Here is a 24202-nt window from a genome sequence, read left to right on the forward strand (position 1 = left end):
TGACGGCTGGTGCGGATCGCGCTAAGAGCGCCCGGCGGCCCCGCGTCGACGCCAGAAATAGAGGTTTCCCGTGAACTGGTTCCAGGCCCTCATGCCCAAGGAGGGTCGGTTCTTCGACCTGTTCGAGCAGCACGCCGCGACGCTGTGCGCGGGCGCGCAGTCGCTCCACAAGCTGCTGGAGGGCGGGCCCGAGACGCCGGCCCACTGCGCCGCGGTGGCGCAGCACGAGGACGCCGCCGACCAGGTCGCGCGAGAGGTGATGCTGATGGTCCGGCGCACCTTCATCACGCCGTTCGACCGGGCCGACATCATCGACCTGATCAGCTCGATGGACGACGCCATCGACCAGATGCACAAGACCGCCAAGGCGACGAACCTGTTCGAGCAGACCACCTTCCAGCCGCACATGCTGCAACTGGGCGAGCTGATCGAGCGGACGGCGAAGCTCACGGCCGAGGCCGTGCCGCTGCTGCGGTCCATGCGGGGCAACGCCGACCGGCTGAACGAGATCACCGAGGAGGTGAAGCGGCTCGAGGAGGAGAGCGACCACCTCTACGACGCCGGCATCGCCGCGCTCTACAAGGACATCGGCCGGAAGGACCCCATGGCCTACATCGTGGGGGCCGAGATCTACGATCACCTGGAGAAGGTGGTCGACCGCTTCGAGGACGTGGCCAACCGGATCAGCGGCGTGCTGATCGAGCATCTCTAGGCGCGTCGCATGGACCTCGGCGGAGCGGGCCTGCTCCTCATCTCGCTGGTCGGCGTGGCGCTGCTGTTCGACTTCCTGAACGGCCTGCACGACGCGGCGAACTCGATCGCGACGGTGGTTTCGACGCGGGTGCTGTCGCCGCGCGTGGCCGTGGCCTGGGCGGCGTTCTTCAACTTCATCGCCTTCCTGTTCTTCGGCCTGCACGTGGCCACGACGGTGGGCAAGGGGATCATCGCCGCCGACATCGTCTCGGACGCGGTGATCTTCGGCGCCCTGGGCGGCGCGATAAGCTGGAACATCATCACCTGGCTGGCCGGCATCCCGTCGTCGTCGTCCCACGCGCTGATCGGCGGGCTGCTGGGCGCGGGGATGACCAAGGCGGGCTTCGAGGGCGTCGTCTGGTCGGGCGTGCTGAAGACCATGGCCGGGATCGTGGTCTCGCCCTCGCTGGGCTTCGTCCTGGCCCTGGTGCTGGTCTTCATCGTGTCATGGGTGTTCGTGAAGGTGACGCCCGCGTTCGCCGACGCCACGTTCCGCAAGCTGCAACTCTTCTCGGCCGCCCTGTTCTCGCTGGGTCACGGCGGCAACGACGCGCAGAAGACGATGGGGATCATCGCCGTCCTGCTCTATTCGCACGGCCTGCTGGGCGGGGAGTTCCACGTGCCGTTCTGGGTGGTGATCACCTGCCAGGCGGCGCTGGGGCTGGGCACGCTCCTGGGCGGCTGGCGTATCGTCCACACGATGGGCTCGAAGATCACGCGGCTGTCGCCGCAGCAGGGCTTCTGCGCCGAGACCGGCGGGGCGATCACCATCTTCCTGGCCACCCACATCGGCGTGCCGATCTCGACGACGCACACCATCACCGGCGCCATCGTCGGCGTCGGCGCCTCGCGGCGGATGTCGGCGGTGCGCTGGGGCGTGGCGGGCCGCATCGTCTGGGCCTGGATCATCACCCTGCCCGCTTCGGGCGTGATCGCGGCGGGCTTCTACCTGCTGGCCCGGCTGCTGGACCGGACGTTCTGAACGCAGACGGCCGGCGCGCGGCCGGCCGTCACGTCGGTTTCCGGAAGGTCCGGGCTCAGCGATAGACCGGCTTGCCGTCCGGCCCCACGACCTTGGCCCACGACTTGCGGACCATGTCCTTCACCGCGGCCGGCATCGGCAGGTAGTCGAGCTGGCCGGCGGCGGCGTCGCCGTTCCTGTAGGCCCAGTCGAAGAAGGCCAGGACCTCGCGGCCCTTGGCGGCGTCTTCCTGCCTGTTGCGCACCAGGATGAAGGTGGCGCCCGTGATCGGCCAGGCCTCGGCGCCCGGCTGGTCCAGCAGCAGCAGGTAGAATCCCGGCGCCTTGCCCCAGTTGGCGTTGGCGGCGGCGGCCGAGAAGTTGGCGGCGGCCGGGGCCACGTACTTGCCGGCCTTGTTCTGCAGCAGGGTGTAGGTCAGGCCGTTCTGCTTGGCGTAGGCGTACTCGACATAGCCGATCGCGCCCGGCGTCTGCTTCACGTAGGCCGCGACGCCGTCGTTGCCCTTGCCGCCCAGGCCCGTCGGCCACTTCACCGCGTCGTTCGCGCCGACCTCGGAGGCCCAGCGCGGGGCCTTCATCGACAGGTACGAGGTGAAGAGGAAGGTGGTGCCCGACCCGTCCGAGCGGTGGACGACGGTGATCGGCAGGTTCGGCAGCGTGACGCCGGGGTTGTACCTGGCAATCAGCGGGTCGTTCCAATTCTTCAGCACGCCGCGGAAGATGTCGGCCGTGAGCGCGCCGGTCAGCTTGACCTCACCCGACTTGACGCCCGGCAGGTTCACCACGGGCACAACGCCGCCGATGACGGTCGGGAACATCGCGAAGCCGCCCGCGGCCAGGTCGTCCGGCTTCAGCGGCTTGTCGGTGGCGCCGAAGTCGACGGTGCCCGCGGTGATCTGGCGGATGCCGCCGCCCGACCCGATGGCCTGGTAGTTGAGGCGGTTCTGCGTCTGGGCGCGATAGGTCTCGGCCCACTTGGCGTAGACGGGCGCCGGAAAGGTCGCGCCGGCGCCCGAGATGTCGGCGGCCCGCGCGGCGCCCACGCCGGTGAGGGTGACCGCCGCCAGCATCGCGGTCAGGTAGCGTTTGAACATGGGACCATCCCCTGGAGTTGAGCGCGGAACGGCGCTCGGTCGGGGGTCGGTGTACGGAGCCCGCGCGAAGCTGATGCGACAGCACGACGTCAGATCCGTGACGGCCGCAGATGTCGCAAATCCGTCGTGTGCCTTTTGCCGACTCGTCGCAAACGGGGACTAGAGACCGCCGTCGCCGACGCCGCCACGGGCGCGGGCCTCAAGAAGGATCTCTCTCATGCGATCGTCCCTCTCGCGCGGCGGGGCCAAGTTCGCTTGCGCCACATTGGCCGGGTTTCTGCTCTGCGGCGCGTCCGGCGCCGCCCTCGCCGCCCCGGCGGCGGCGAACGACGCCAGGCTGCAGGCGATGCAGCGCCAGCTCGACGACATGCGCGCCCAGCTCGACCAGATTCGCGGCGCCGGGAACCAGAGCGCGCAACTTTCCGCCATACAGCAGCAACTGGACACGATGGCCGCGCAGCTCGCGGACATGAAGACGCAGCAGGAGGAAGCGGGCGCCGCGATCGCGACCCTGCAACTGCCGCCGCAAGGCGCCACGACGGTCCCGACGCTGCCGAACGGCAAGCCGCAGCTCGTCACCGCCGACGGCCGCTTCACCGCCAACATCAAGGCGATCCTGATGCTCGACGGCGGAAAATACTTCCAGAAGGACAACCTGCCCGCCGCGGTCACCGGTCGCGACCTGAACGACGGCTTCAACTTCCGCCGCGCGCGCATCGGCCTCGACGGCAAGCTGTTCCGCGACTTCGACTATTCGTTCATCTACGAGTTCGGCGGGTCGGGCCAGGAGGATCCGGGCCGGCTGTACGAGGCCTCGCTGACCTACACCTACCTGAAGCCGTTCCGGTTCAAGGTCGGCGCCTTCGAACCGAACATCGGCCTGGCCGCCGCGGTCTCGACCAGCCAGATGCCCCTGATGGAACGCCCGGCGCCGGCCGAGGTGGCGCGCGGCGTGGCCGCCGGCGACAGCCGCGTGGGCTTCCAGGCGCAGGCGAACGGCGCCCTCGGCGGCGGCGACGACGGCGTCGCGGCGCGCTGGATGATCTCGACCGCCTACACCGCCAACGTCATCGCCACGGGCAGCTCGGCCGCCGCCGCCACGGCGCAGCCGTTCGACGAGCAGAACGCCTGGATCGGCCGCGTGACCGTGGCGCCGTTCGACGGCCCGAACTGGCAGGCCCACCTCGGCGCCAACTACCAGTACGTGATCCACCCGAACGACGCGGGCGCCGCGGCCACGCCGCGCTACGCCTCGCAACTGCGCGACCGGCCCGAGCTGCGCCTCGACGGCGTGCGCCTCGTCGACACCGGCGCGATCGACAGCCGCCACACGACCGTCTTCGGCCTGGAAGGCTCGTTCGGGACCGGCCCGATCGTGCTCGAAGGCGAGTGGTTCCGCTACAGGATCGACCGCCGGATCACGACGGCGGTCGCCCCGCCGGATCCGCACTTCACCGGCTGGTACATCCAGGGCTCGTGGATCCTCACCGGCGAGCAGCGCCAGTACAATCCCGTGGAAGCCCGCTGGGACGGGCCGCGCCTGACCTACACCTTCAACCCGGAAGCCGGCACCTGGGGCGCGTTCGAGGTGGCGGCCCGCTACTCCGACCTCGACCTGAACTACCGCGAGGGCGCGCCCGGCACGACGCCAGCGGCCGCGGTCGGCGCGGTGCGCGGGGGCGAGCAGAAGATCTACACCCTCGGGCTCAACTGGTACCTGAACCCCGCGATGCGCCTGATGTTCGACTATCAGCACGTCGACATCGACCGCCTGGGCGCGACCGGCCTGCAGGTCGGCCAGGAGTACAACGCCGTCGCCGCGCGGGGCCAGGTCAACTTCTAGGCCCGCCGCCCGCGGGCTTTCGTTCGCGGGATCGTCACGGCGCCGACATGGGGCCGCGATAGGATGCCGCCGAGTAGCCCCTTCGCGTATCTCTCCAGGCGGCGCCCCCCGAAGCCGTCCGGCCGCGACCGCCCCCCGGTCGCGGCCCTTTTTTTCAGGCGGCCAGCGGTTCGCGGATCGGGACGGGGCCGGCGGCGAGGGCCTTGCGGGCGTCGAGCCAGTTCACGACCGAGAAGGCGCCGTCGAAGTCCTCCACCAGGGCCGTGCAGCTCTCCACCCAGTCGCCGTCGTTGAGGTAGGTCACCCCGTCCATGTCGCGGATCTCGGCCTTATGGATGTGGCCGCAGATGACCCCGGCCACGCCGCGGCGGCGCGCCTCGTCGGCCATGGCGGCCTCGAACCGGTCGATGAACGCCACGGCGTCCTTCACCTTGTGCTTCAGGAAGGCGGACAGGCTCCAGTAGTTGAGGCCCAGCAGACGGCGCACGCGGTTGAAGTGGGTGTTGAGCGCGATCAGCGCGCGGTAGCTCCAGTCGCCGAGGAAGGCGAGCCAGCGGGCGTTCTGCACGACCCCGTCGAACGCATCGCCGTGGGTGACCAGGTAGCGCCGGCCGTCGGCCGCCTCGTGGATCGCGTCGCGGACGACGATGACGCCGCCGAAATGGACGCCGCAGAAGTCGCGCACCACCTCGTCGTGGTTCCCGGGCACGTAGACGACCTTCACGCCCTTGCGGGCCAGGCGCAGGATCTTCTGGACCACGTCGTTGTGCGCCTGCGGCCAGAACCAGCCCGAGCGCAGTTTCCAGCCGTCGACGATGTCGCCGACGAGGTAGAGCGTCTCGCACTCGAGCTCGCGGATGAACTCCAGGAGCAGTTCCGCCTGGCAGCCCTTCGTGCCCAGGTGGATGTCGGAGATGAAGGCCGTCCGGCAACGGACGGCAGGTTCACGTTCCATCGCAGTCCCCCAACGACATGCGGACCAGCGCTACGCAGAGTCTGCGACAGTCGCGTGACATCGTTCCGCAAAACTCAGGCGGTCACGGGAAATCAACGGCTTGTCTGCTGTTCCTCAGCTTTCGGTGTCGAGCGCGTAGCCGGCCGAGCGGACGGTGCGGATCAGGTCCGGCTCGCCGTCCTGGCGCAGCGCCTTGCGCAGGCGCCCGACGTGGACGTCCACGGTGCGGACCTCGACGTAGGTGTTGGCGCCCCAGACCGCGTCCAGCAGGCGCTCGCGGCTGAACACCCGGCCCGGCCGCTGCATCAGGAAGTCCAGCAGCCTGTATTCCGTCGGCCCCAGATGCACGTCCTTGCCGCCGCGGGTGACGCGGTGGCGGGCGCGGTCGAGGACCAGGTCGGCGTACTCCAGCCGCTCGTCCACCAGCTCGGGCCGCGTGCGGCGCAGCAGCGCGCGGATGCGGGCGACCAGCTCGCTCATGGCGAAGGGCTTGACCACATAGTCGTCGGCGCCGGTGTCGAGGCCGCGGACCTTGTCGGCCTCCTCGCCGCGGGCGGTCAGCATCAGGACCGGCGTGCGGCGCGTCTCGGCGCCGGCGCGGAGCTGGCGGCAGACCTCGACGCCCGAGACCTTGGGCAGCATCCAGTCCAGCACCACGAGGTCCGGCGGCTCCTCGGCGACGCGCAGCAGCGCCTCCTCGCCATCGGCCGCGCGCTCGACGCGGAAGCCCTCCTTCATGAGGTTGTAGTCGAGCAGGGTCGCCAGCGCGTCCTCGTCCTCGACCACCAGCACATAGGGGGTCAAGCGCCGCCCTCCACGTCCACTTCGGGCAGGCTCACTTTCGGACGCTCCCCGACCAGCTCCTGACCGGTCATCTGGAAATGCAGGATCTCGGCGATGTTGGTGGCGTGGTCGCCGATCCGTTCGAGGTTCTTGGCGACGAACAGCAGGTGCGCGCCGGCCGCCACCGAGTTCGGATGGTTCGACATCATGGCGAGCAGCTCGCGGAACAGGCTCTCGTAGTGCTCGTCGACCTCGCCATCGCGGCGCCAGACGTCGAGGGCGGGTTCCACGTCGCCGGCGGCGTAGGCGTCGAGGACTTCGCGCAGGCGGGCCGAGACCAGCCGGCCCATGCGCTCGATCGCGCCGGTCAAGGGCAGCAGCGGCTCGCCCGCCGAAAGCACGAGGCTGCGCTTGGCGATGTTGCGCGCCAGGTCGCCGCAGCGCTCGAGGTTCATCGCCAGCTTCAGGGTCGAGATGGCGCGGCGCAGGTCGGTCTCGCCGGGATGGTGGCGCGCGATCAGGGCCAGCGCGCGGCGCTCCACCTCGCTCTGCAGCGTGTCGAGCCTCAGGTCGCGGACGATCAGCGCCTGGGCCAGCGGCACGTCGCGCCGCACCACCGCGTCGACCGCGTCGACCACCTGGGCCTCGGCGAGCCCGCCCATCCGGATGACTTCGGCCACGAGTTGTCGCAGCTCGGCCTGGTACGAACGTGTCACTGACGCCCTCTCTCGTGCGGGGGCAAAATAATGCGGTCCCACGACAGTTTTGCGACAGCGCCGCCGATCAGGCCGCCGCGACCGGCAGATAGACGCTGAACGTCGAGCCCTCGCCCTCCGCGCTCTCGACCATGAGGCCGCCGCGGTGGCGGTTCACGACGTGCTTGACGATGGCGAGGCCCAGGCCCGTGCCGCCGCTGCGCTGGCCCTCGACGCGGTAGAAGCGCTCGGAGAGGCGCGGCAGGTGCTGGCGGGCGATGCCGGGGCCCTCGTCGATGACGCGGAGCACCACGTAGCCGGGCGCCTCGTGGGCGCTGTCGGGCGACAGCAGCGAGAGGCCGACGCCGGTGCGGCTGGGCGCACGCGCCGCGTCGAGCGAAGCTGCGGCGTCGAGGCGGACCCTGATCCGGCCGCCCGCCGGGGTGTATTTCACCGCGTTGTCGACCAGGTTCTGGATCACCTGCACCAACTGGTCGCGGTCGCCGGTCACCGAGCGGACGCCGTCGTCGGCCTGGGTGACGACGCTGACCCGCCGCTCCTCGGTGAGCGGGCGGATGGCGTCGGTGACGTCCTGGATGGTGCGGGCGAGGTCGACCTTGCCCGAGGGCGCGATGTGCTCGTTGAGCTCGATGCGGCTGAGCGAGAGCAGGTCGTCCACCAGGCGGGCCATCCGCGTCGCCTGCTGGGCCATGATGCCGAGGAACTTCTCGCGCGCCTCGGGATCGTCCTTGGCGTGGGTGCGCAGCGTCTCGACGAAGCCGGCGAGCGAGGCCAGCGGCGTGCGCAGTTCGTGGCTGGCGTTGGCGAGGAAGTCGGCGCGCATGCGCTCGGTGCGCCGCGCGTCGGTCTCATCGCGCAGGACGACGACGAGCTGGTTCGCGCCGGTCGGCCCCGGCTCCAGGGGACGGGCGAAGGCGCGCCAGAACCGGGGCTGGACGCCGATCGTCTCGAAGGCGACCTCGGCGCTGGTCGCGGTCGCGAGCGCCTCCTCGATGGCCTCCAGCACCTCGGGACGGCGCAGTGCGGCGCCCAGGGGCGCGCCCGCCAGCTCGAGGCGGAAGACCTCGCGGGCGGCCTGGTTGCCGTAGGCGATCTCGGGCGCCTCGCCCTCCCCGCCCTGCACCAGGATCACCGGCTCGGGCAGGAGTTCCAGGATCATCTGCGCCGCCGCGCCGGCCCCGGCCCTGTCGGCGACCTCGGGCATGGCGTCAGGCTCCGGGGACGCCGAGCCGGGCGGCGGCCTCGCGCAGCGCCTTCTGGTCGGCGGGCGAGCCGGCGAAGGCGCGGGTGGCCTCGCGGTAGGCGCCGGTTGCCTCGCCCGTCTGGCCCAGCACCATGCGGGCGCGCATCAACTGCTCCCAGCCGGCGCGGTCGCGGGGGTTCTGCTTCAGCCGCTCGGCAAGGCCGTTGACCATGCCCTGGATCATCGCGGCGCGGTCGCCGTCGGTCATGGTCTGCGCGGCCGCCATCTGCTCGGCGGTCGGCCCGCGCGCCGGCGCGGCGCCCGGCGCCTGGCCCATCGGACCCTGGGCCATCTGCGACGCCGGCGCGGGCGGCAGGCGGCCCGAAATGTCGATCTTGCGGTCGGCGGCCACCTTCTCGACGAAGGCGCGCACTTCGCCCGCCCACGGCGCGTCCGGCGGCGCCGACTTGATCAGCGCGATCCAGTCGTCCATCGCGCCCTCCGTGTCGCCGCCCTGGTCCTTGGCGACGGCGAGGTAGTAGCGGGCGCGCGGGTCGCCCGGGTCGGCGGCCACGGCGCGCCGGAAGATGTCCTGCGCGGCCGGCGTCACCTGGTCGTTCGCCGCCAGCACCGTCGCCTCGCCCTGCGCCGACAGGTACTCGGCGTTGTTCGGATCGAGCGCCGCGGCGCGGCCGTAGGCCCTGGCCGCGTCGGCGTTGCGGCCCGTCTGCATGTAGGACCAGCCCAGCATGCGCCAGCCCTCGGCGTTGTCGGGCCGCTGCTGCATCTGGGCCTCGAGCTGCGCGACCATGGCGTTCACGTCGCCGTTCGGATGGCCGGGCGGCATGCCGTCCTGGGCGACGGCGCCGCCCTTCCCGATCGCCGGGCTTGCCGGCACATTGGGCTTGCCGATGGCGAGGTAGAGGCCGGTGCCGGCCAGGGTCACGACGGCGACCACGCCCAGGGCCACGATCAGCAGCGTGCGCTCGGCCAGCGGCCGGGCGGGCGCGTCCGCGCGGCGGCCCTCGGCCAGCACGCGGCGCTTCAGGTCGCTCTTCAACGCCTCGGCTTCCGGCTCGGCGATGGCGCCGGCGGCGGCCTGCTGCTCGATCTCGCCCAACTGGTCCTTGAGCACGGTGACGGCGTCGGCGCGCCCGGCCTTCATCGCGTCGCGCCGGCGCACGAGCGGGATCGCCAGCCCGACGGCCGCCAGAACGGTCATCAGCGTCAGGATCATCCAGAGCATTCAGCCGGCCTCATCCGTCTTCAGCAGCCGGGCGGCCTCGGCCTCTTCGTCCGCGGTGAGCGCCGCCGCCCGCTGAGGCGCCCGCGCCCGCATATAGGCGAACGCGCCCAGCGCGCCCAGCAGCAGCACGCCCAGGGGGCCGAACCACAGCGCGATCGTGTCGCCCCGGAGCGGCGGCTTCAGTTGCACGAAACTGCCGTAGCGCTGGACGATGAAGCCGACGGCCTGCTCGTCGGTGTCGCCCGCCGTGATCCGCTCGCGCAGGATGATGCGCAGGTCGCGCGCCAGGGCCGCGTCGGAATCGTCGATCGACTGGTTCTGGCAGACGACGCAGCGCAGGTCCTTGCTGATCCTGTGGGCGCGCGCCTCCAGCGCCGGGTCGGCGAGCTGCTCGTCCGGGTTCACGGCCGCGGCGGGCCCCGCCAGCACGGCCAGCGATGCGGCGATCAGCAGGATGCGCCTCACGATTCGGCCCTCAGCCTGGCCATCAGCGGCCCGATCTTCTGTTCCCAGACCTCGGGCGTCACGGCGCCCACGTGCCGATAGCGCACCCGGCCGTGCTTATCGATGACGAAGGTCTCGGGCACGCCCGCCACGCCCAGCTCGATGCCGGTGCGGCCGGTCGGGTCGGAGCCCAGGCGGACGTAGGGGTCGCCGCGCTCGGCCAGCCAGCGCTGGCCGTCCTCGGGCCGGTCCTTCCAGTTGAGGCCGTGGATCGCGACGCCCTCCCGCCGCAGCTTCAGGAACACCGGATGCTCGTAGCGGCACGGGCCGCACCAGGAGGCGAAGGCGTTCAGCAGCACCGGCTCGCCGCGGGCGAGATCCTCGTTGGTCAGGCCGATGTCGCCCGGCCGGAGCGGCGGCGCGGCGAAGGCCGGCAGCGGCTTGCCCAGGTAGACGGACGGCAGGGTCGACGGATCGCGGCCCAGGCCGGCGAAGAACACCGCCAGGACGGCGACGAAGGCCGCGACGGGGGCCAGGAACAGGAAGCGCTTCATTCGGCGGCCTGGACCTGGGGTTGCGGCGGCGGGGCCTTCACGAGCGAGCCGATGCGCAGCCGCCGGTCGCTGAGCGAGACCGCCCCGCCGAGGGCCATGACGAAGCCGCCGATCCAGATCCAGACGATGAGCGGGTGGTTCCAGAGGCGCACGACGATGCCTTGCGGCGATTCCTCGCCGACCGAGACGTAGAGATTGCCGAGCGGCCCCACGCGGATGCCGGCCTCGGTCGTCTGCGACTGGGCCGAGGGGAAGAACCGGCGCTCGCTGCGCAGGTCGTAGCCGCCGGTCGCGCCCTTCACGGCGAAGCGCGCCGTGCGGGCCTCCCAGTTGGGGCCGCGGGTGGTCTCGACGACGGTCAGGGTGAGCTCACGGCCCGCGAAGGCCACCGTCTCGCCCGGCCGCATGTTGAGCACCTTGTCGCTCTCCCAGGCCGTGACGCCGGTCACGCCGAGGCAGAGCAGGCCCAGGCCCAGGTGCGCCAGCGTCAGGCCGACGATGGCGCGCGGCGTCGTGCGGACCGAGCGGCCGAGATAGGCGCGCCCGGCCCACCAGCGGCGGGCGAGGATCGCGCCCGAGCCCAGGATCAGCCAGGCGGCGAGGCCCAGCCCGCCGGCGGTCGCCAGGCCCTTGAGTCCGCCGAGGACGGCCGCGACCAGCGCGACGGCCCCCGCCACGGCCGCCGGAATGCGCAGGCGCAGGAACGTCCTTCTCGCGTCGTCGCGCTTCCAGTTCATCATCGGGCCGAAGACCACGAGGATCAGCAGGACGGCGGCGAACGGGGCGAAGTTCAGCGCGTAGTACGGCGGGCCCACCGAGATCTTGTCGCCGTTGGCGAGTTCGATGAACACCGGCTGGAAGGTGCCCCAGAAGACCACCGCGCAGAGCACGCTGAGGAAGAGGTTGTTGAGGATGATGCCGCCTTCCCGCGACACCGGCGTGAAGACGGCGCCCGGCTTCAGCGCCTGGGCCCGCCAGCCGTAGAGGCCGAGCGCGGCGCCGGTGGTGGCGGCGATGATCCCCAGGATGAAGACGCCCCGCTTCGGGTCGACCGCGAAGGCATGCACGCTGGTCAGAATGCCCGAGCGGACCAGGAAGGTGCCGACGAGGCTGAGCGAGAAGGTCAGGATCGCCAGCAGGATCGTCCAGGACACGAGCGCGCCGCGCCGTTCGAGCACCAGCGCCGAGTGCAGCAGCGCCGTGCCCAGCAGCCACGGCATCAGCGAGGCGTTCTCGACGGGGTCCCAGAACCACCAGCCGCCCCAGCCCAGCTCGTAGTAGGCCCAGGCGCTGCCGAGCGTGATGCCGCAGGTGAGCGGAACCCAGGCCGCCAGCACCCAGGGGCGCACCCAGCGCGCCCAGGCCGCGTCGACGCGGCCCTCGATGAGCGCGGCGACCGCGAAGCAGAAGGCGATCGAGAAGCCGACGTAGCCGAGGTAGAGCAGCGGCGGATGCATCACGAGCCCCGGATCCTGCAAGAGCGGATTGAGCTCGGTCCCCTCGATCGGCGCCGGGTCCAGGCGCAGGAACGGGTTCGAGGTGAAGATCAGGAAGCCCAGGAAGGCGCTGGCGATCAGGCCCTGGACGCCCAGCACGCGCGCCTGCAACGTCTCGCGCAATGTGCCGCCGAAGACGGCGACCCCTGCGCCGTAGGCGGCCAGGATCAGCACCCAGAGCAGCATCGAGCCCTCATGGCTGCCCCAGGTGGCGGCGAAGCGGTAGGGCGCGGGCTGGCTGGTGTGGCTGTGCTGGGCGACCAGCGCGACCGAGAAGTCGCAGGTGAGATAGGCGTAGGCGAGGCATCCGAAGGCCAGCGCGACGAATCCCGCCTGGAGGAGGGACGCCTGCCGCCCGAGCGCCATCAATACGCGATCGCCCCTGGCCGCGCCCCAAAGTGGCGCCAGCGACTGGACGAGCGCCAGCAGCAGCGCGAGAATCAGCGCGAACTGACCGACTTCCGCCGACATGGACTTTGTGCTCCCCTCGACCTGCGCCGCGTGGTAGCGCGTTCGATCGAGATCGGAAATGTTACAGTGCCGGGGAGAGCCGTGAAGGCGTAGTCGGTGCGGTCGAAAGGCCGTGGGTGCTGGGGGCGTTCGGGTATGTCGGAAGTCTACAAGATCGCGATCGTCGGATCCGGTCCCGCCGGGATGAGCGCGGCGGCGCATGCCGCGAAGAAGGGCCTGAGCCACGTCCTTCTGGAGAAGACCGACCACCTCTCGGACACGATCTACCGCTACCAGAAGGGCAAGCACGTGATGGCGACGCCGTCGGTGCTGGTCCTGCGCTCGGACTGCGAGTTCGACGCCGGCAAGCGCGAGAAGATCCTCGACCAGTGGAATCAGGACACGGCCGCGGCCGGTGTGAACGTGAAGTTCAACGCCGAGGTGAAGGCGATCACCGGCGACAAGGGCGACTTCACGCTGGAGCTGAAGTCCGGCGGTTCGGTGAAGGCCGAGAACATCATCCTGGCGGTCGGCACCCAGGGGAACCCGAACCTGATGCGCTGCGAGGGCGGAAACCTGCCGCATGTGCAGTACAGCCTCGACGACCCGGGCGAATACACCGACGAGCACATCACGGTGATCGGCGGCGGCGACGCCGGCATCGAGAACGCGATGGGCCTCATCGCCGACGCGGCCCAGAACAACACGCTCACCCTGCTGAACCGCGGCGCCGACTTCCCGACGGCCAAGAAGCCGAACGTGGACGCGTTGCTGGGGGCGCGCGACGCGGGCCGCATGACGGTGATGACCGAAACGTCGGCCGCGCTGGTCGAGGTGGGCTGGCTCACCGTCGACACCCCGCAGGGCCAGACCCGCTACAGGTGCGACCGGATCATCGCGCGCATGGGCGCAGCTCCGCCGCGGGCGTTCGTCGAGTCGGCGGGCGTGCAGTTCGCCAGCCCCGACCGCAGCGCCTTCCCGACGCTCACGCCGACGTTCGAGAGCTCCAGCAAGCGCGGCATCTACGTGATCGGCGCCCTGGCCGGCTACCCGCTGATCAAGCACTGCATGAACCAGGGCTACGACGTGGTCGAGTTCATCGGCGGCAACACCTCGCTCGACCCCGCGGACGAACCGCTGCTGCAGGCGAAGCTGAAGGGCCTGCCCGGCAGCCGCTCGGTCGCCCAGTGGCTGGAGTTCCTGCGCAGCCACGTCGAGATCCTGAACGGCCTCTCGCCCCTGCAGATGCGGGAGTTCCTGCTCGACAGCCAGGTGAAGGCCTACAAGGCGGGCGAGGCCATCTTCGAGCGCAACGAGCCGGGGTCGTCCCTGTTCGGCATCGCCGAAGGCTCGGTGAAGGTGGAGGTCGATCCCTCCAATCCCAACATCACGGTGCCGATCGGCGAGAGCTCGATCTTCGGCGAGGTGGGCCTGATCTCGGGGCGCAAGCGCGGGGCCACGATCCGCGCGGCCGAGCCCACGATCTGCGTGGAGATCCCGCGCATGGCCGCCTTGAAGCTGATGAGCCAGGTGCCGCAGGCGCGCGACACGGTCCAGCGGATCACCACCGAGCGGCAGGTGCTGCAGATCTTCAAGTCGGGGCTGACTCCCGGCGACATCTCCGAGGTGCTGAAGGGCGCCGAGGTGACCGAGGTGAAGCCCGGCGAGGCGATCATCAACGAAGGCGACATCTCGGACGACCTCTACATCATCCGCTCGGGCTCGATGATCGTGGAGAAGAACCTGGGCGGGAAGCCCGTGTTCATGTCGTACGTGCCGGCGGGGTCCTATTCCGGCGAAATGGCGATGATCGAGCGCTCGCCGCGCGTCGCCACCGTGAAAGCCGCCATCCGCTCGCAGGTGGTGAAGCTGCCGGCCGAGCCGTTCCGGGCGCTGCTGGCCCGCAAGCCCGAACTCGCCAAGCGCATGACCGACGAGATGCGTGCGCGCCGCGAGATCAACGAGTTCATCGAGAGCCAGAAGGAGGAGTTCGGCGGCGCCGTCGACATGTACTCCTCGGTCGCCAACTTCCTGATCAAGCAGGGGATCGGCGAGGCCACCGACGTGCTGCTGATCGACGAGAGCCTCTGCGTCGGCTGCGACAACTGCGAGAAGGCCTGCGCCGACAGCCACGACGGCCTGTCGCGGCTCAACCGGGAGGCCGGCACCACCTTCGCCAACATCCACGTGCCCACCTCGTGCCGCCACTGCGAGCATCCGCACTGCATGAGCGACTGCCCGCCGAACGCGATCCGGCGCGGCCCCGACGGCGAGGTGTTCATCAACGAGACCTGCATCGGCTGCGGCAACTGCCAGCGGGCGTGCCCCTACGGCGTGATCCAGATGGACAAGCCCCCGCCGAAGAAGCCGGCGCTCTGGGAATGGATGCTGTTCGGCAGGGGCCCCGGCCCCGGACAACCGTCGTACGAGTGGCGGAAGAAGGCGGCGAAGGCCGAGGGCGGCGAATCGCCGAAGCTCGCCATCAAGTGCGACATGTGCTCGGGCAAGGCGGGCGGTCCGGCGTGCGTGCGCGCGTGCCCGACCGGGGCGGCGATCCGGGTCTCGCCGGACGCCTTCCTCTCCGTCGCCCGCATCGAGAAGGCCTGACGTGACGCAGGTCGGGGGGCAACATACGGAGCGCGTGAGGCAGCGGACCCACGAGGGGTTCCTGCGGCACAAGGGCTTCCTCTGGGCGCAGGTGGCCACGGGCCTGTGCGTCCTCGTCATCGCGCTCTACTGGTGGGTGGCGCTGCAGATCAAGGAGCCGCCCAGCGGCGGGAGCTGGCTGGGCTACCTGCTGGGCGTGATGGGCGCGGGCCTGATCGTCTGGCTGGCCTGCCTGGGGGTGCGCAAGCGGGTGATCACCGCGGGCCACTATTCGCTGAAGGCCTGGGTCTCGGCGCACGTCTACCTCGGCCTGTCGCTGATCGTGATCGCGACGCTGCACACCGGCTTCCAGTTCGGGTGGAACATCCACACCCTCGCCTACGGGCTGATGATGCTGGTGATCGCCTCGGGCGCGTTCGGCATCTGGGCCTATGCGACCCTGCCCGAACGCCTGCACGGCAACCGCGGCGAGACCACGCGCAAGCAGATGCTCGACTCCATCGAAAGCCAGGACCGGCAGTTGCACGACCTGGCCCAGCCGCTGGACCGCGCCGGCGCGGGCGTCGTCAGGCTCTCGATCGAGGAGACCGAGCTCGGCGGCGGCTTCTGGAAGCGGCTGACCGGCAGTTACGACGATTGCGCCAACAAGCGGGCGCTGCAACGGCTGCGCAACCTTCCCGCGCCCGGCAGCGCGAAGCAGGCCGAGGCGCTGACCAGGATCGAGCAGGTGATGCAGCAGAAGGCCGAGACCCTGACGCTCGCGCGCCGGCAGATGCAGATCACCGCGGTGCTGGAAGGCTGGCTGTTCGTCCACATCCCGGCGACCTTCGCCCTCCTGGCGGCGCTGACGGCGCATATCGTCAGCGTCTTCACGTACTGGTGAGCGCGTGGCCCAAGACTTCCACCTCAAGCTGATCACCCAGCGCGCCGGCGGCGGCGACCCGATCGTCCGCGAGCGCGTGGTCGCCGGCCCCGAGGCCGCGATCGGCCGCGCGGCCGAGAGCGACATCGTCCTCGCCGACCTGTCCGTCGATCCGCGGCACGCGAAGATGCGCTTCTCCGGCCCCGGCCGGGTGACGATCGAGTCGGTCAGCGGCCTGCCGTTCAAGGTGGGCGGCAAGAGCGTCCAGCGCGCCGACCTGGACGCCGCCAGCCGGCCGGTCGTCGAGATCGGCGGCTACAGCCTGATGCTGGAGCCCGAGGGCGAGGACGGTGGCGTCACGGTCACGGTGACGCGCGAAGAGGACGAGCATCACCTGACGCCGTCGGTCTTCTCGCTGCAGTCGAAGGTGTTCGGCCGGCGCAAGATGGCCTGGACGTTCGGCTCGGCCATCTTCGTCATCTGCCTGCTCATCCCGCTGTTCGCGGCGGTGTGGTTCAGCCAGAACGCGATGATCCATCCCGACCAGCAGTGGTCGAGCGGCCCGCTCTCGAAGGCGCACGCCTTCCTGGAAACCGACTGCAAGAGCTGCCACGCCAACGCGTTCGTCGCGGTGCGCGACAGCGCCTGCAAGAGCTGCCACCTCGCCGGCCATGAGGAAGGCCCGCTGTCGCTGGCCCGCGCGCGCGACAAGGGCAGCCCCTTCGAGCCGCGGCTCATGGTGGACCACGCGCCGAAGGCGCGGCTGAGCAAGGGCACGCCCCTGCCCGACGCCCTGCCGGCCAGGATCAGCACCGTGTTCCAGCGCGCCATCGGCCATCCGACCGACCGCTGCGCGAGCTGCCACATCGAGCACACCAAGCCGACCGGCAAGGCGATGGACGCCAATGCGCCGCTCAGCGACAAGCCGACCATGGTGGTCGTGAACGACTGCCAGAGCTGCCACACCTCGCTGAAGGCGCGCCTGGACGACACCGAGCTGGCCGACACGCCGGACTGGGGCCGCCATCCGACCTTCAGGCCGCTGATCATGACCGCGGCCGGGCCGACGCCGCAGTTCCAGCGCGTGGCGCTGAGCGCCGGGCCGCAGGAGCGCAACGGGCTGACCTTCCCGCACCGCCTGCACCTCGACCGGACCGGCGGCGTCGCCCGCCAGGCGATCGAACTGGGCGCCCGCGCGGGCTACGGCAAGCCGCTGGAGTGCGAGTCCTGCCACAAGGCCAAGGGAACCGGCTTCGAGCCGATCGAGATGGAGAAGGCCTGCGGCACGTGCCACAGCCTCGCCTACGCCCGGAACCCCGACGGCTCGTTGAAGCTGCTGCCGCACGGCGAACTGCAGAAGGTGGTCGACACGCTGAGCGGCCGCGCCCTCTCCGCGCCCGGCGGCTCGAACCGCATGCGGCCGGGCACGATCCGGCCGACGATGTTCGCCGCGTCCGGCGCCAGCGCCTACCGCGCGACCTTCTCGCCGGGCGGGACCTGCTACGACTGCCACACCATCACCTGGGCCGGCGACGTGGTGAGGATGGCGCCGGTGAAGCTCACCCAGCGCTACATGCCGCGCGGCGCCTTCGACCACTCGATCGCCGAGCACGGCGCGATCGGCAAGCCGGGCAAGGCCGGCGCCTTCAAGTGCGCCGACTGCCACAAGGCCGAGACCTCCGACCGGGCGTCCGACGTGCTGATCCCGGACCTGGCCAAGTGCGCCACCTGCCACGGCCAGCCGACGACGAAGATCGCCGCGGCCGACGATGCCGACTGCACCACCTGCCACGCCTTCCACAAGCCCGGCGAAGCCACGCCCAGGCCCGGCCACCCGCCGCTGCAGACGCTGCGGTGGACGCAAGGCTCAGCCAACGCAAACATCGGCAGTTAGCGTGAGGTTCTACCGACGACCTGTGGAACCCGCGCGTCAGACGGCGCGCGACGGCTGGCCGTACTGAAGGATGAGATGGTCGGCCGTCAGGAAGATCATGCCTTCCGCGACCGCCTGGGCAAGCATCAGCCGATCGAAAGGGTCGCGATGGAGGTAGGGCAGAAGCTGTACGCCCATCGCCTGCGCGCTCGTCACCGCAAGTTCCTGATAGCCGCTGTCCAAGGCCTCCCGATGGAGCACGTGGGGATCGACATTGAAGTCGGGTCGCCCCAGGGTCCGCTTGATCGTCAGTTCCCAGATCGCCACCGCGCTGAAGGCCGGTTCGTTCAACGGATCGTCGATGAGATTCCGCGTTGCCGGCGACAGGCGATGTGGCTGGACGAACGCCCAGACCAGCACATGCGTATCGAGGAGAAGCTTCATTCCTCGCCGTAGAACATGCGCTCGATCTCTTCTCGACCTATCGAGTCGAAATCGTCGGGGATCTTGTACATCCCCTCCAGTCCGCCGAGCCGCTTCACGGGCTTCTCCTGCGGCTCTTTGATCGGCACGACCTTGACCATCGGCTTGCCGGCCTTGGCGATGACGAACGGCTCGCCCTTCGCCGCGGCGTCGATCAGGCGCGACAGGTGGGTCTTGGCTTCGTGGACGTTGACGGTCTTCATGCGGCGAACCAAGTGGACTAAGTCCGGTTAGTCTAGTTCATCGGAGCCCGGAGCGCAACGAAAGCGCCGCCCCGGTCTCCCGAGGCGGCGCTGTTCGTTTCGGCGATGAGGCCTGAGCCTACACCACGCCGTAGGCCAGCATGGCGTCGGCGACCTTCTTGAAGCCGGCGATGTTGGCGCCCTTCACGTAGTCGACGACCTTCGAGCCGGGCTTCTTGCCGTACTCCTCGCAGCGCGCGTGGATGCCGGCCATGATGTCGACCAGCAGGCGCTGGAGCTCTTCTTCCTTCCACGAGATGCGGGCCGAGTTCTGGCTCATCTCGAGGCCGGAGACCGCCACGCCGCCGGCGTTGGCCGCCTTGCCGGGCGCGTAGAGGATCTCGGCCGCCTTGAACTTGTGTACGCCGTCCAGGTTGGTCGGCATGTTGGCGCCTTCCGAGACGGCGATGCAGCCGTTGCGGATCAGGGTGTCGGCGTCGGGGCCCAGCAGCTCGTTCTGGGTGGCGCAGGGCAGCGCCAGGTCGCACTTCACGCCCCACGGGGTCTTGCCGGCGTGGAACTCGGCGCCCTTGAATTCCTTGGCGTACTCGCTGATGCGGCCGCGGCGCTTGTTCTTGAGCTCCTTCACCCAGTCGATCTTCTCCTGGGTCATGCCGTCCGGATCGTAGACGAAGCCCTCGGAGTCGGAGAGCGTCAGCACCTTGCCGCCCAGCATGGTGACCTTCTCGGCCGCGTGGGTGGCCACGTTGCCCGAGCCCGAGATCACGGCCGTGTGGCCGGCGATGTCCTTGCCCTGGGTCTTCAGCATGTTCTGCAGGAAGTAGGTGGCGCCGTAGCCGGTGGCCTCGGTGCGGATCAGCGAGCCGCCGTACTCCAGGCCCTTGCCCGTCAGCACGCCGGTGAACTCGTTGGTGATGCGCTTGTACTGGCCGAACATGTAGCCGATCTCGCGGCCGCCCACGCCGATGTCGCCGGCCGGCACGTCGATGTCGGCGCCGATGTAGCGGTAGAGCTCGGTCATAAGGCTCTGGCAGAAGCGCATGACCTCGCCGTCGGACTTGCCCTTGGGGTTGAAGTTCGAGCCGCCCTTGCCCCCGCCCATGGGCAGGCCGGTCAGCGCGTTCTTGAAGGTCTGCTCGAAGGCCAGGAACTTCAGCACGCTCTCGGTGACCGAGGGGTGGAAGCGGATGCCGCCCTTGTAGGGCCCGATGGCGTTGTTGTTCTGGACGCGCCAGGCCCGCTGGACGCGGATATTGCCCTTGTCGTCCTGCCAGCAGACGCGGAAGCTGACCACGCGGTCCGGCTCGGCGATGCGGCGCAGGATCTGGGCCTGGTGATAGGCCTCCTTGTCCTGGATGAAGTCGAAGATGTCCTCGGCGACCTCCTGAACCGCCTGGACGAACTCCGGCTGCCCGGGGTTTCGGCGCTTCACGCCCTCGATGAAGGTGTTCAGATCGACGTGATCGCTGACTGCCATTTCAACCCCCTGTGCGCGGGGCGCCCTGCCCCACCCGCTCGTGTGCGGCCGGAACCTTAGCCGCGAATTTCGTACGGGCTAGGTCTATTCGCGGACGCAGCGCTTCGGCGCCTCCGCTTTCAGGCTTCACAAGCCGCTGGAATTTGCGACAACTCCTTACCGTTGGGACGGTGGGGGTTCGTGATGGCTACGAAGGCGTCTGATCTTTTCGTTCAATGCCTGGAAGAAGAGGGCTGCGAATACGTCTTCGGTGTGCCGGGCGAAGAGAACCTCGACTTCCTGGACAGCCTTTCCCGCTCGAAGAAGATCAAGCTGATCCTCACCCGCCACGAGCAGGGCGCGGGCTTCATGGCCGCGACCTACGGGCGCCATACCGGCAAGGCGGGGGTCTGCGTCGCCACCCTGGGCCCGGGCGCGACCAACTTCGTCACCGCGGCGGCCTACGCCACGCTGGGCGGCATGCCGATGATGATGCTGACCGGCCAGAAGCCGATCAAGAAGTCGAAGCAGGGCCGCTTCCAGATCCTCGACGTGGTCGACATGATGAAGCCGATCACCAAGTACACGCACCAGCTTGCGTCGGCCGACAACATCCCGTCGCGCATCCGCGAGGCCTTCCGCCTGGGCCAGGAGGAAAAGCCGGGCGCGGTGCATATCGAGTTCCCGGAGGACGTGGCCGACGAGCACACCGACTCCACGCCCCTGCCCAGGAGCAACGCGCGCCGTCCGGTCGCCGACGAGAAGTCGATCCGCGCCGCGGTGAAGCGCATCGAGCAGGCCAGGTCGCCCATCCTGGTCATCGGCGCCGGCGCGAACCGCACCATGACCAGCCGGATGCTGACCCAGTTCATCGAGAAGACGGGCATCCCGTTCGTCTCGACCCAGCTCGGCAAGGGCGTCGTGGACGAGCTGAACCCGAAGTTCATGGGCTGCGCGGCCCTGTCGGCCGGCGACTTCGTGCACCGGGCGATCGACGCCGCCGACCTGATCGTGAACATCGGCCACGACGTGATCGAGAAGCCGCCCTTCTTCATGCAGCGCGGCGGCACCGAGGTGATCCACATCAACTTCCGCTCGGCGGAGGTCGATCCGGTCTACTTCCCGCAGTACGAGGTGATCGGCGACATCGGCAACGCCATCTGGCAGATCAAGGAAGACATCCTGCCCCAGGGCTCCTGGGACTTCACCGCCATGCACAGGGCCCGCGCGGCCGAGGTGGAGCACGCGGCGAAGTACGACAACGACCAGCGCTTCCCGATCTACCCGCAGTACCTCGTCAAGCAGATCCGCGAGGCGATGCCGGACGACGGGATCATCTGCCTCGACAACGGCGTCTACAAGATCTGGTTCGCGCGCAACTATCCGGCGCGGCGGCCCAACACCGTGCTGCTGGACAATGCGCTCGCCACCATGGGCGCGGGCCTGCCGTCGGCGATGGCCAGCTCGATGGTCTATCCGGACCGCAAGGTCATGGCGATCTGCGGCGACGGCGGCTTCATGATGAACAGCCAGGAACTGGAGACCGCGGTCCGCCTGAAGCTGAACATCACGGTGCTGATCCTGAACGACAACAGCTACGGCATGATCCGCTGGAAGCAGGCGAACATGGGCTTCAAGGACTGGGGCCTGACGTACGGCAACCCCGACTTCGTGAAGTACGCCGAAAGCTATGGCGCCAAGGGCTTCCGGATCGACTCGGCCGCCTCGCTGCCGAAGGTGCTGCGCGGGTGCCTGGACACGCCCGGGGTCAACCTGATCGACTGCCCGGTCGACTACTCCGACAACGACCCGATCCTGAACAAGCAGATCAAGGAACTGAGCGCGGCCCTCTGAAGCGCCCCCAAAGGACTTGCACGGGACGGACACGGACAATGGTCGCGCTCAGAGACTCCTACCCCCTGTACCTCGCCAACGAGGCCCAGACGCCGAACCTCGATCTCGAGGTGACGGACAAGTACACGGGTAAGGTCGCCACGCGCGTCGCCCTGGCGAACGCCGCCATCATCGACGCCGGCATCGCCGCGACGGTGGAGGCCGCCGAGCCCATGGCCCGGATGCCCGCCTACGAGCGCCAGGCGGTGCTGCAGCACTGCGTCGACCGCTTCCAGGAGCGGTTCGACGAACTCAGCGACGCGCTCTGCATCGAGGCCGGCAAGCCGATCCGCGACGCCCGCGGCGAGGTCTCCCGCCTGATCGACACCTTCCGCATCGCCGCGGAGGAGTCGGTGCGCATGACCGGCGAGGTCCAGCCGCTGGACATCAGCCCCCGCGCCAAGGGCTACCAGGGCATGTGGAAGCGCGTGCCGATCGGCCCGTGCTCGTTCATCAGCCCCTTCAACTTCCCGCTGAACCTGGCGGCCCACAAGATCGCGCCCGCGATCGCGGTCGGCTGCCCGTTCGTGATGAAGCCCGCCTCGCGCACGCCGCTGGGCGCCATCATCATCGGCGAGGTGCTGGCCGAGACGAACCTGCCCAAGGGCGCGTTCTCGATCCTGCCGGCCCAGCGCGACGGCGCCGACCTCTTCACCACCGACGAGCGGCTGAAGCTGCTGTCGTTCACCGGCTCGCCCGGCGTCGGCTGGGACCTGAAGGCCAGGGCCGGCAAGAAGAAGGTGGTGCTGGAGCTGGGCGGCAACGCCGCGGTCATCGTCGACGCCGACACCGACCTCGACGACGCGGTCGAGCGGATCATCTTCGGCGCCTTCTACCAGTCGGGCCAGAGCTGCATCGGCGTGCAGCGGATCATCATCCACGCCGACATCTACGACACGCTGCGCGACCGGCTGGTGGCCAGGACCAGGACCCTGATCGCCGGCGACCCGCACAAGGAAGAGACCTTCGTCGGCCCGATGATCGACGTGAAGGAGGCTGCGCGCCTCGATAGCTGGATCCAGGCCGCCGTGGCCGACGGCGCCAGGCTGCTCTGCGGCGGCAGGCGCGACGGCGCCATGCTGGAGGCCACCCTGCTGGAGGGCGTCGGCCGCAAGGCTGCGCTGTACGCGGAAGAGGCGTTTGGGCCTGTGGCGATCCTTTCGAAGTTCACCGACTTCAAGGACGCCCTTGCCGAAGTGAACGACTCCAAGTTCGGCTTGCAGACGGGCGTGTTCACCCGCGACCTCTACAAGATGCTCGAGGCGTGGGACCATCTGGACGTGGGCGGCGTGGTCATCGGCGACGTCCCGAGCTATCGCGTGGACAACATGCCGTACGGCGGCGTGAAGGACTCGGGGCTCGGCCGCGAAGGCGTCAGGTTTGCGATGGAGGACATGACGGAAATTCGCAATTTGGTCATCCGTCGTCGGTGACCCTGCGTATCTGATTTCGGGACAGTGTATGCGCTGCTTGGGGAGGCGGCTTCGTGTTGACGGTAGCGCAGATCACCGATCTGCATGTCACCACCGAGAAGGATCCGCTTAACCAAAAGCGGAACGAGGATCGTCTGCGCCAGACGATGAAGACGATTCATGCCTTGCGCCCGCGCCCGGTGGCCATCATCGCCAGCGGCGACCTCGTCGATCGGGGCGAGATCGAAGAGTACTACGAGCTCAAGCGCCTGATGGATGAGAGCGAGATCCCCATCTACTACGCGCTCGGGAACCACGACGGCCGCGAGGCCTTCCTGCAGGTGTTCTCAGGCCCCGGCGCCCAGACCGACGAGAACGGCTTCGTGCAGTACGCCGTCGATTTCGGCGCGTTCCGCATGGTGGTCATGGACACGCTCGAAGGCCCGAACCACGGCGAATACGACGAGAAGCGCGCGGCCTGGCTCGCCAGGACCCTGGACGAGGCGCCCGACCAGCCCACGGCGATCATCCTGCACCACCCGCCCATCCCCAGCGGCATCCGCTGGATGGACCCCGATCCGAAGTCGCCGTGGATCGTGCGCCTGGAGGGCGTGCTGAGGGGCCGCGACCAGATCCAGGTCATGATGTGCGGCCACATCCACCGGGCGTTCAACGGCCTGTTCGCCGGCCACATGGTGGCCTCGGCGCCCGCCACCTCGATCCAGCTCACCCTCGACCTCACCGAGGTCGACATGCACGTGCCCGACGGCCGCGAGATCCTGGTGGAGGAGCCGCCGGGCTTCCAGCTCCTGATGGCGCACGACGGCCACCTCACGACCCATTGCTGCCTCGCCGGCGACTTCACGCCCGCGGTGACCTACAACTTCCCCTTCCGGAAGCTCGCCTAGCCTATGC

General features: G+C 69.5%; 21 protein-coding genes. 9 read left to right on the forward strand and 12 right to left on the reverse strand.

What is annotated here, in order from left to right:
- The first annotated feature begins 70 nt into the window (after positions 1-70).
- Positions 71-712, forward strand: a complete 642-nt coding sequence (locus KF737_RS02295; RefSeq protein ID WP_296449936.1) for a DUF47 domain-containing protein — start codon at positions 71-73, stop codon at positions 710-712.
- A 9-nt stretch (positions 713-721) separates the two neighbouring features.
- Entirely contained in the window at positions 722-1735 is a 1014-nt protein-coding gene (locus KF737_RS02300; RefSeq protein ID WP_296449938.1) for an inorganic phosphate transporter, read from the forward strand.
- A 55-nt stretch (positions 1736-1790) separates the two neighbouring features.
- On the opposite strand, the gene pstS is transcribed toward KF737_RS02300, so the two are convergent.
- Positions 1791-2828 (reverse strand): phosphate ABC transporter substrate-binding protein PstS, encoded by a 1038-nt coding sequence (gene pstS, locus KF737_RS02305; protein WP_296449940.1) that lies wholly within the window; start codon positions 2826-2828, stop codon positions 1791-1793.
- 217 nt (positions 2829-3045) lie between these two features.
- On the opposite strand from pstS, the gene KF737_RS02310 reads away from it, so the two are divergent.
- A complete protein-coding gene (locus KF737_RS02310; protein WP_296449941.1) occupies positions 3046-4671 on the forward strand; it encodes a porin in 1626 nt (541 codons plus the stop codon).
- Between the two features lie 154 nt (positions 4672-4825).
- Here KF737_RS02310 and KF737_RS02315 read toward each other — a convergent pair whose 3' ends face one another.
- The 8 genes from KF737_RS02315 to KF737_RS02350 all read right to left on the reverse strand — a co-directional run bounded on the left by KF737_RS02315 (position 4826) and on the right by KF737_RS02350 (position 12519).
- Entirely contained in the window at positions 4826-5626 is an 801-nt protein-coding gene (locus KF737_RS02315; protein WP_296449942.1) for a UDP-2,3-diacylglucosamine diphosphatase, read from the reverse strand.
- Between the two features lie 114 nt (positions 5627-5740).
- The gene (phoB, locus tag KF737_RS02320) at positions 5741-6430 is read right to left on the reverse strand and encodes a phosphate regulon transcriptional regulator PhoB (RefSeq protein ID WP_296449943.1); all 690 of its coding nucleotides are present in this window, start codon (positions 6428-6430) and stop codon (positions 5741-5743) included.
- Positions 6427-7125: a phosphate signaling complex protein PhoU gene (gene phoU, locus KF737_RS02325; protein ID WP_296449944.1), complete on the reverse strand. Its 699-nt coding sequence runs from the start codon at positions 7123-7125 to the stop codon at positions 6427-6429. The genes phoB and phoU overlap by 4 nt, the downstream gene beginning before the upstream one ends.
- 67 nt (positions 7126-7192) lie before the next feature.
- Complete coding sequence (locus KF737_RS02330; RefSeq protein WP_296449945.1) at positions 7193-8329, reverse strand: ATP-binding protein; 1137 nt, start codon at positions 8327-8329, stop codon at positions 7193-7195.
- Positions 8330-8333: 4 nt separating this feature from the next.
- Positions 8334-9554 carry a c-type cytochrome biogenesis protein CcmI gene (gene ccmI, locus KF737_RS02335; RefSeq protein WP_296449946.1) on the reverse strand — a complete coding sequence of 407 codons (1221 nt, stop codon included), beginning with the start codon at positions 9552-9554 and terminating at the stop codon, positions 8334-8336.
- Positions 9555-10019, reverse strand: coding sequence for a cytochrome c-type biogenesis protein (locus KF737_RS02340; RefSeq protein WP_296449948.1), 465 nt, complete (start codon positions 10017-10019; stop codon positions 9555-9557).
- Positions 10016-10552, reverse strand: a complete 537-nt coding sequence (locus tag KF737_RS02345) for a DsbE family thiol:disulfide interchange protein (RefSeq protein WP_296449949.1) — start codon at positions 10550-10552, stop codon at positions 10016-10018. The genes KF737_RS02340 and KF737_RS02345 overlap by 4 nt, the downstream gene beginning before the upstream one ends.
- The gene (locus tag KF737_RS02350) at positions 10549-12519 is read right to left on the reverse strand and encodes a heme lyase CcmF/NrfE family subunit (protein WP_296449951.1); all 1971 of its coding nucleotides are present in this window, start codon (positions 12517-12519) and stop codon (positions 10549-10551) included. Before KF737_RS02350 ends, KF737_RS02345 begins: the two co-directional genes overlap by 4 nt.
- A 135-nt stretch (positions 12520-12654) precedes the next feature.
- On the opposite strand from KF737_RS02350, the gene KF737_RS02355 reads away from it, so the two are divergent.
- The 3 genes from KF737_RS02355 to KF737_RS02365 are packed head-to-tail and all read left to right on the forward strand — an operon-like array spanning position 12655 to position 17861.
- Positions 12655-15105, forward strand: a complete 2451-nt coding sequence (locus tag KF737_RS02355; RefSeq protein ID WP_296449953.1) for a cyclic nucleotide-binding domain-containing protein — start codon at positions 12655-12657, stop codon at positions 15103-15105.
- Between the two features lie 34 nt (positions 15106-15139).
- Positions 15140-15988: a hypothetical protein gene (locus tag KF737_RS02360; RefSeq protein ID WP_296449956.1), complete on the forward strand. Its 849-nt coding sequence runs from the start codon at positions 15140-15142 to the stop codon at positions 15986-15988.
- A 4-nt stretch (positions 15989-15992) separates the two neighbouring features.
- Positions 15993-17861, forward strand: a complete 1869-nt coding sequence (locus tag KF737_RS02365; RefSeq protein ID WP_296449958.1) for a cytochrome c3 family protein — start codon at positions 15993-15995, stop codon at positions 17859-17861.
- A gap of 36 nt (positions 17862-17897) precedes the next feature.
- Here KF737_RS02365 and KF737_RS02370 read toward each other — a convergent pair whose 3' ends face one another.
- The 3 genes from KF737_RS02370 to gdhA form a co-directional block, all read right to left on the reverse strand.
- A complete protein-coding gene (locus KF737_RS02370; protein WP_296449960.1) occupies positions 17898-18284 on the reverse strand; it encodes a type II toxin-antitoxin system VapC family toxin in 387 nt (128 codons plus the stop codon).
- A complete protein-coding gene (locus KF737_RS02375; RefSeq protein ID WP_296449962.1) occupies positions 18281-18526 on the reverse strand; it encodes a type II toxin-antitoxin system Phd/YefM family antitoxin in 246 nt (81 codons plus the stop codon). Before KF737_RS02375 ends, KF737_RS02370 begins: the two co-directional genes overlap by 4 nt.
- 118 nt (positions 18527-18644) lie before the next feature.
- Positions 18645-20003, reverse strand: a complete 1359-nt coding sequence (gdhA, locus tag KF737_RS02380; protein WP_296449964.1) for an NADP-specific glutamate dehydrogenase — start codon at positions 20001-20003, stop codon at positions 18645-18647.
- A 183-nt stretch (positions 20004-20186) separates the two neighbouring features.
- Between gdhA and KF737_RS02385 the strand changes: the two genes are divergently transcribed.
- The 3 genes from KF737_RS02385 to KF737_RS02395 are packed head-to-tail and all read left to right on the forward strand — an operon-like array spanning position 20187 to position 24195.
- A complete protein-coding gene (locus tag KF737_RS02385; protein WP_296449967.1) occupies positions 20187-21836 on the forward strand; it encodes an acetolactate synthase large subunit in 1650 nt (549 codons plus the stop codon).
- Between the two features lie 38 nt (positions 21837-21874).
- Entirely contained in the window at positions 21875-23308 is a 1434-nt protein-coding gene (locus tag KF737_RS02390; RefSeq protein WP_296449969.1) for an aldehyde dehydrogenase family protein, read from the forward strand.
- Between the two features lie 53 nt (positions 23309-23361).
- Complete coding sequence (locus KF737_RS02395) at positions 23362-24195, forward strand: phosphodiesterase (protein ID WP_296449971.1); 834 nt, start codon at positions 23362-23364, stop codon at positions 24193-24195.
- The last annotated feature ends 7 nt before the right edge of the window (positions 24196-24202 follow it).

It is taken from the genome of Phenylobacterium sp. (assembly GCF_019636135.1).
Taxonomy (GTDB): domain Bacteria; phylum Pseudomonadota; class Alphaproteobacteria; order Caulobacterales; family Caulobacteraceae; genus Phenylobacterium.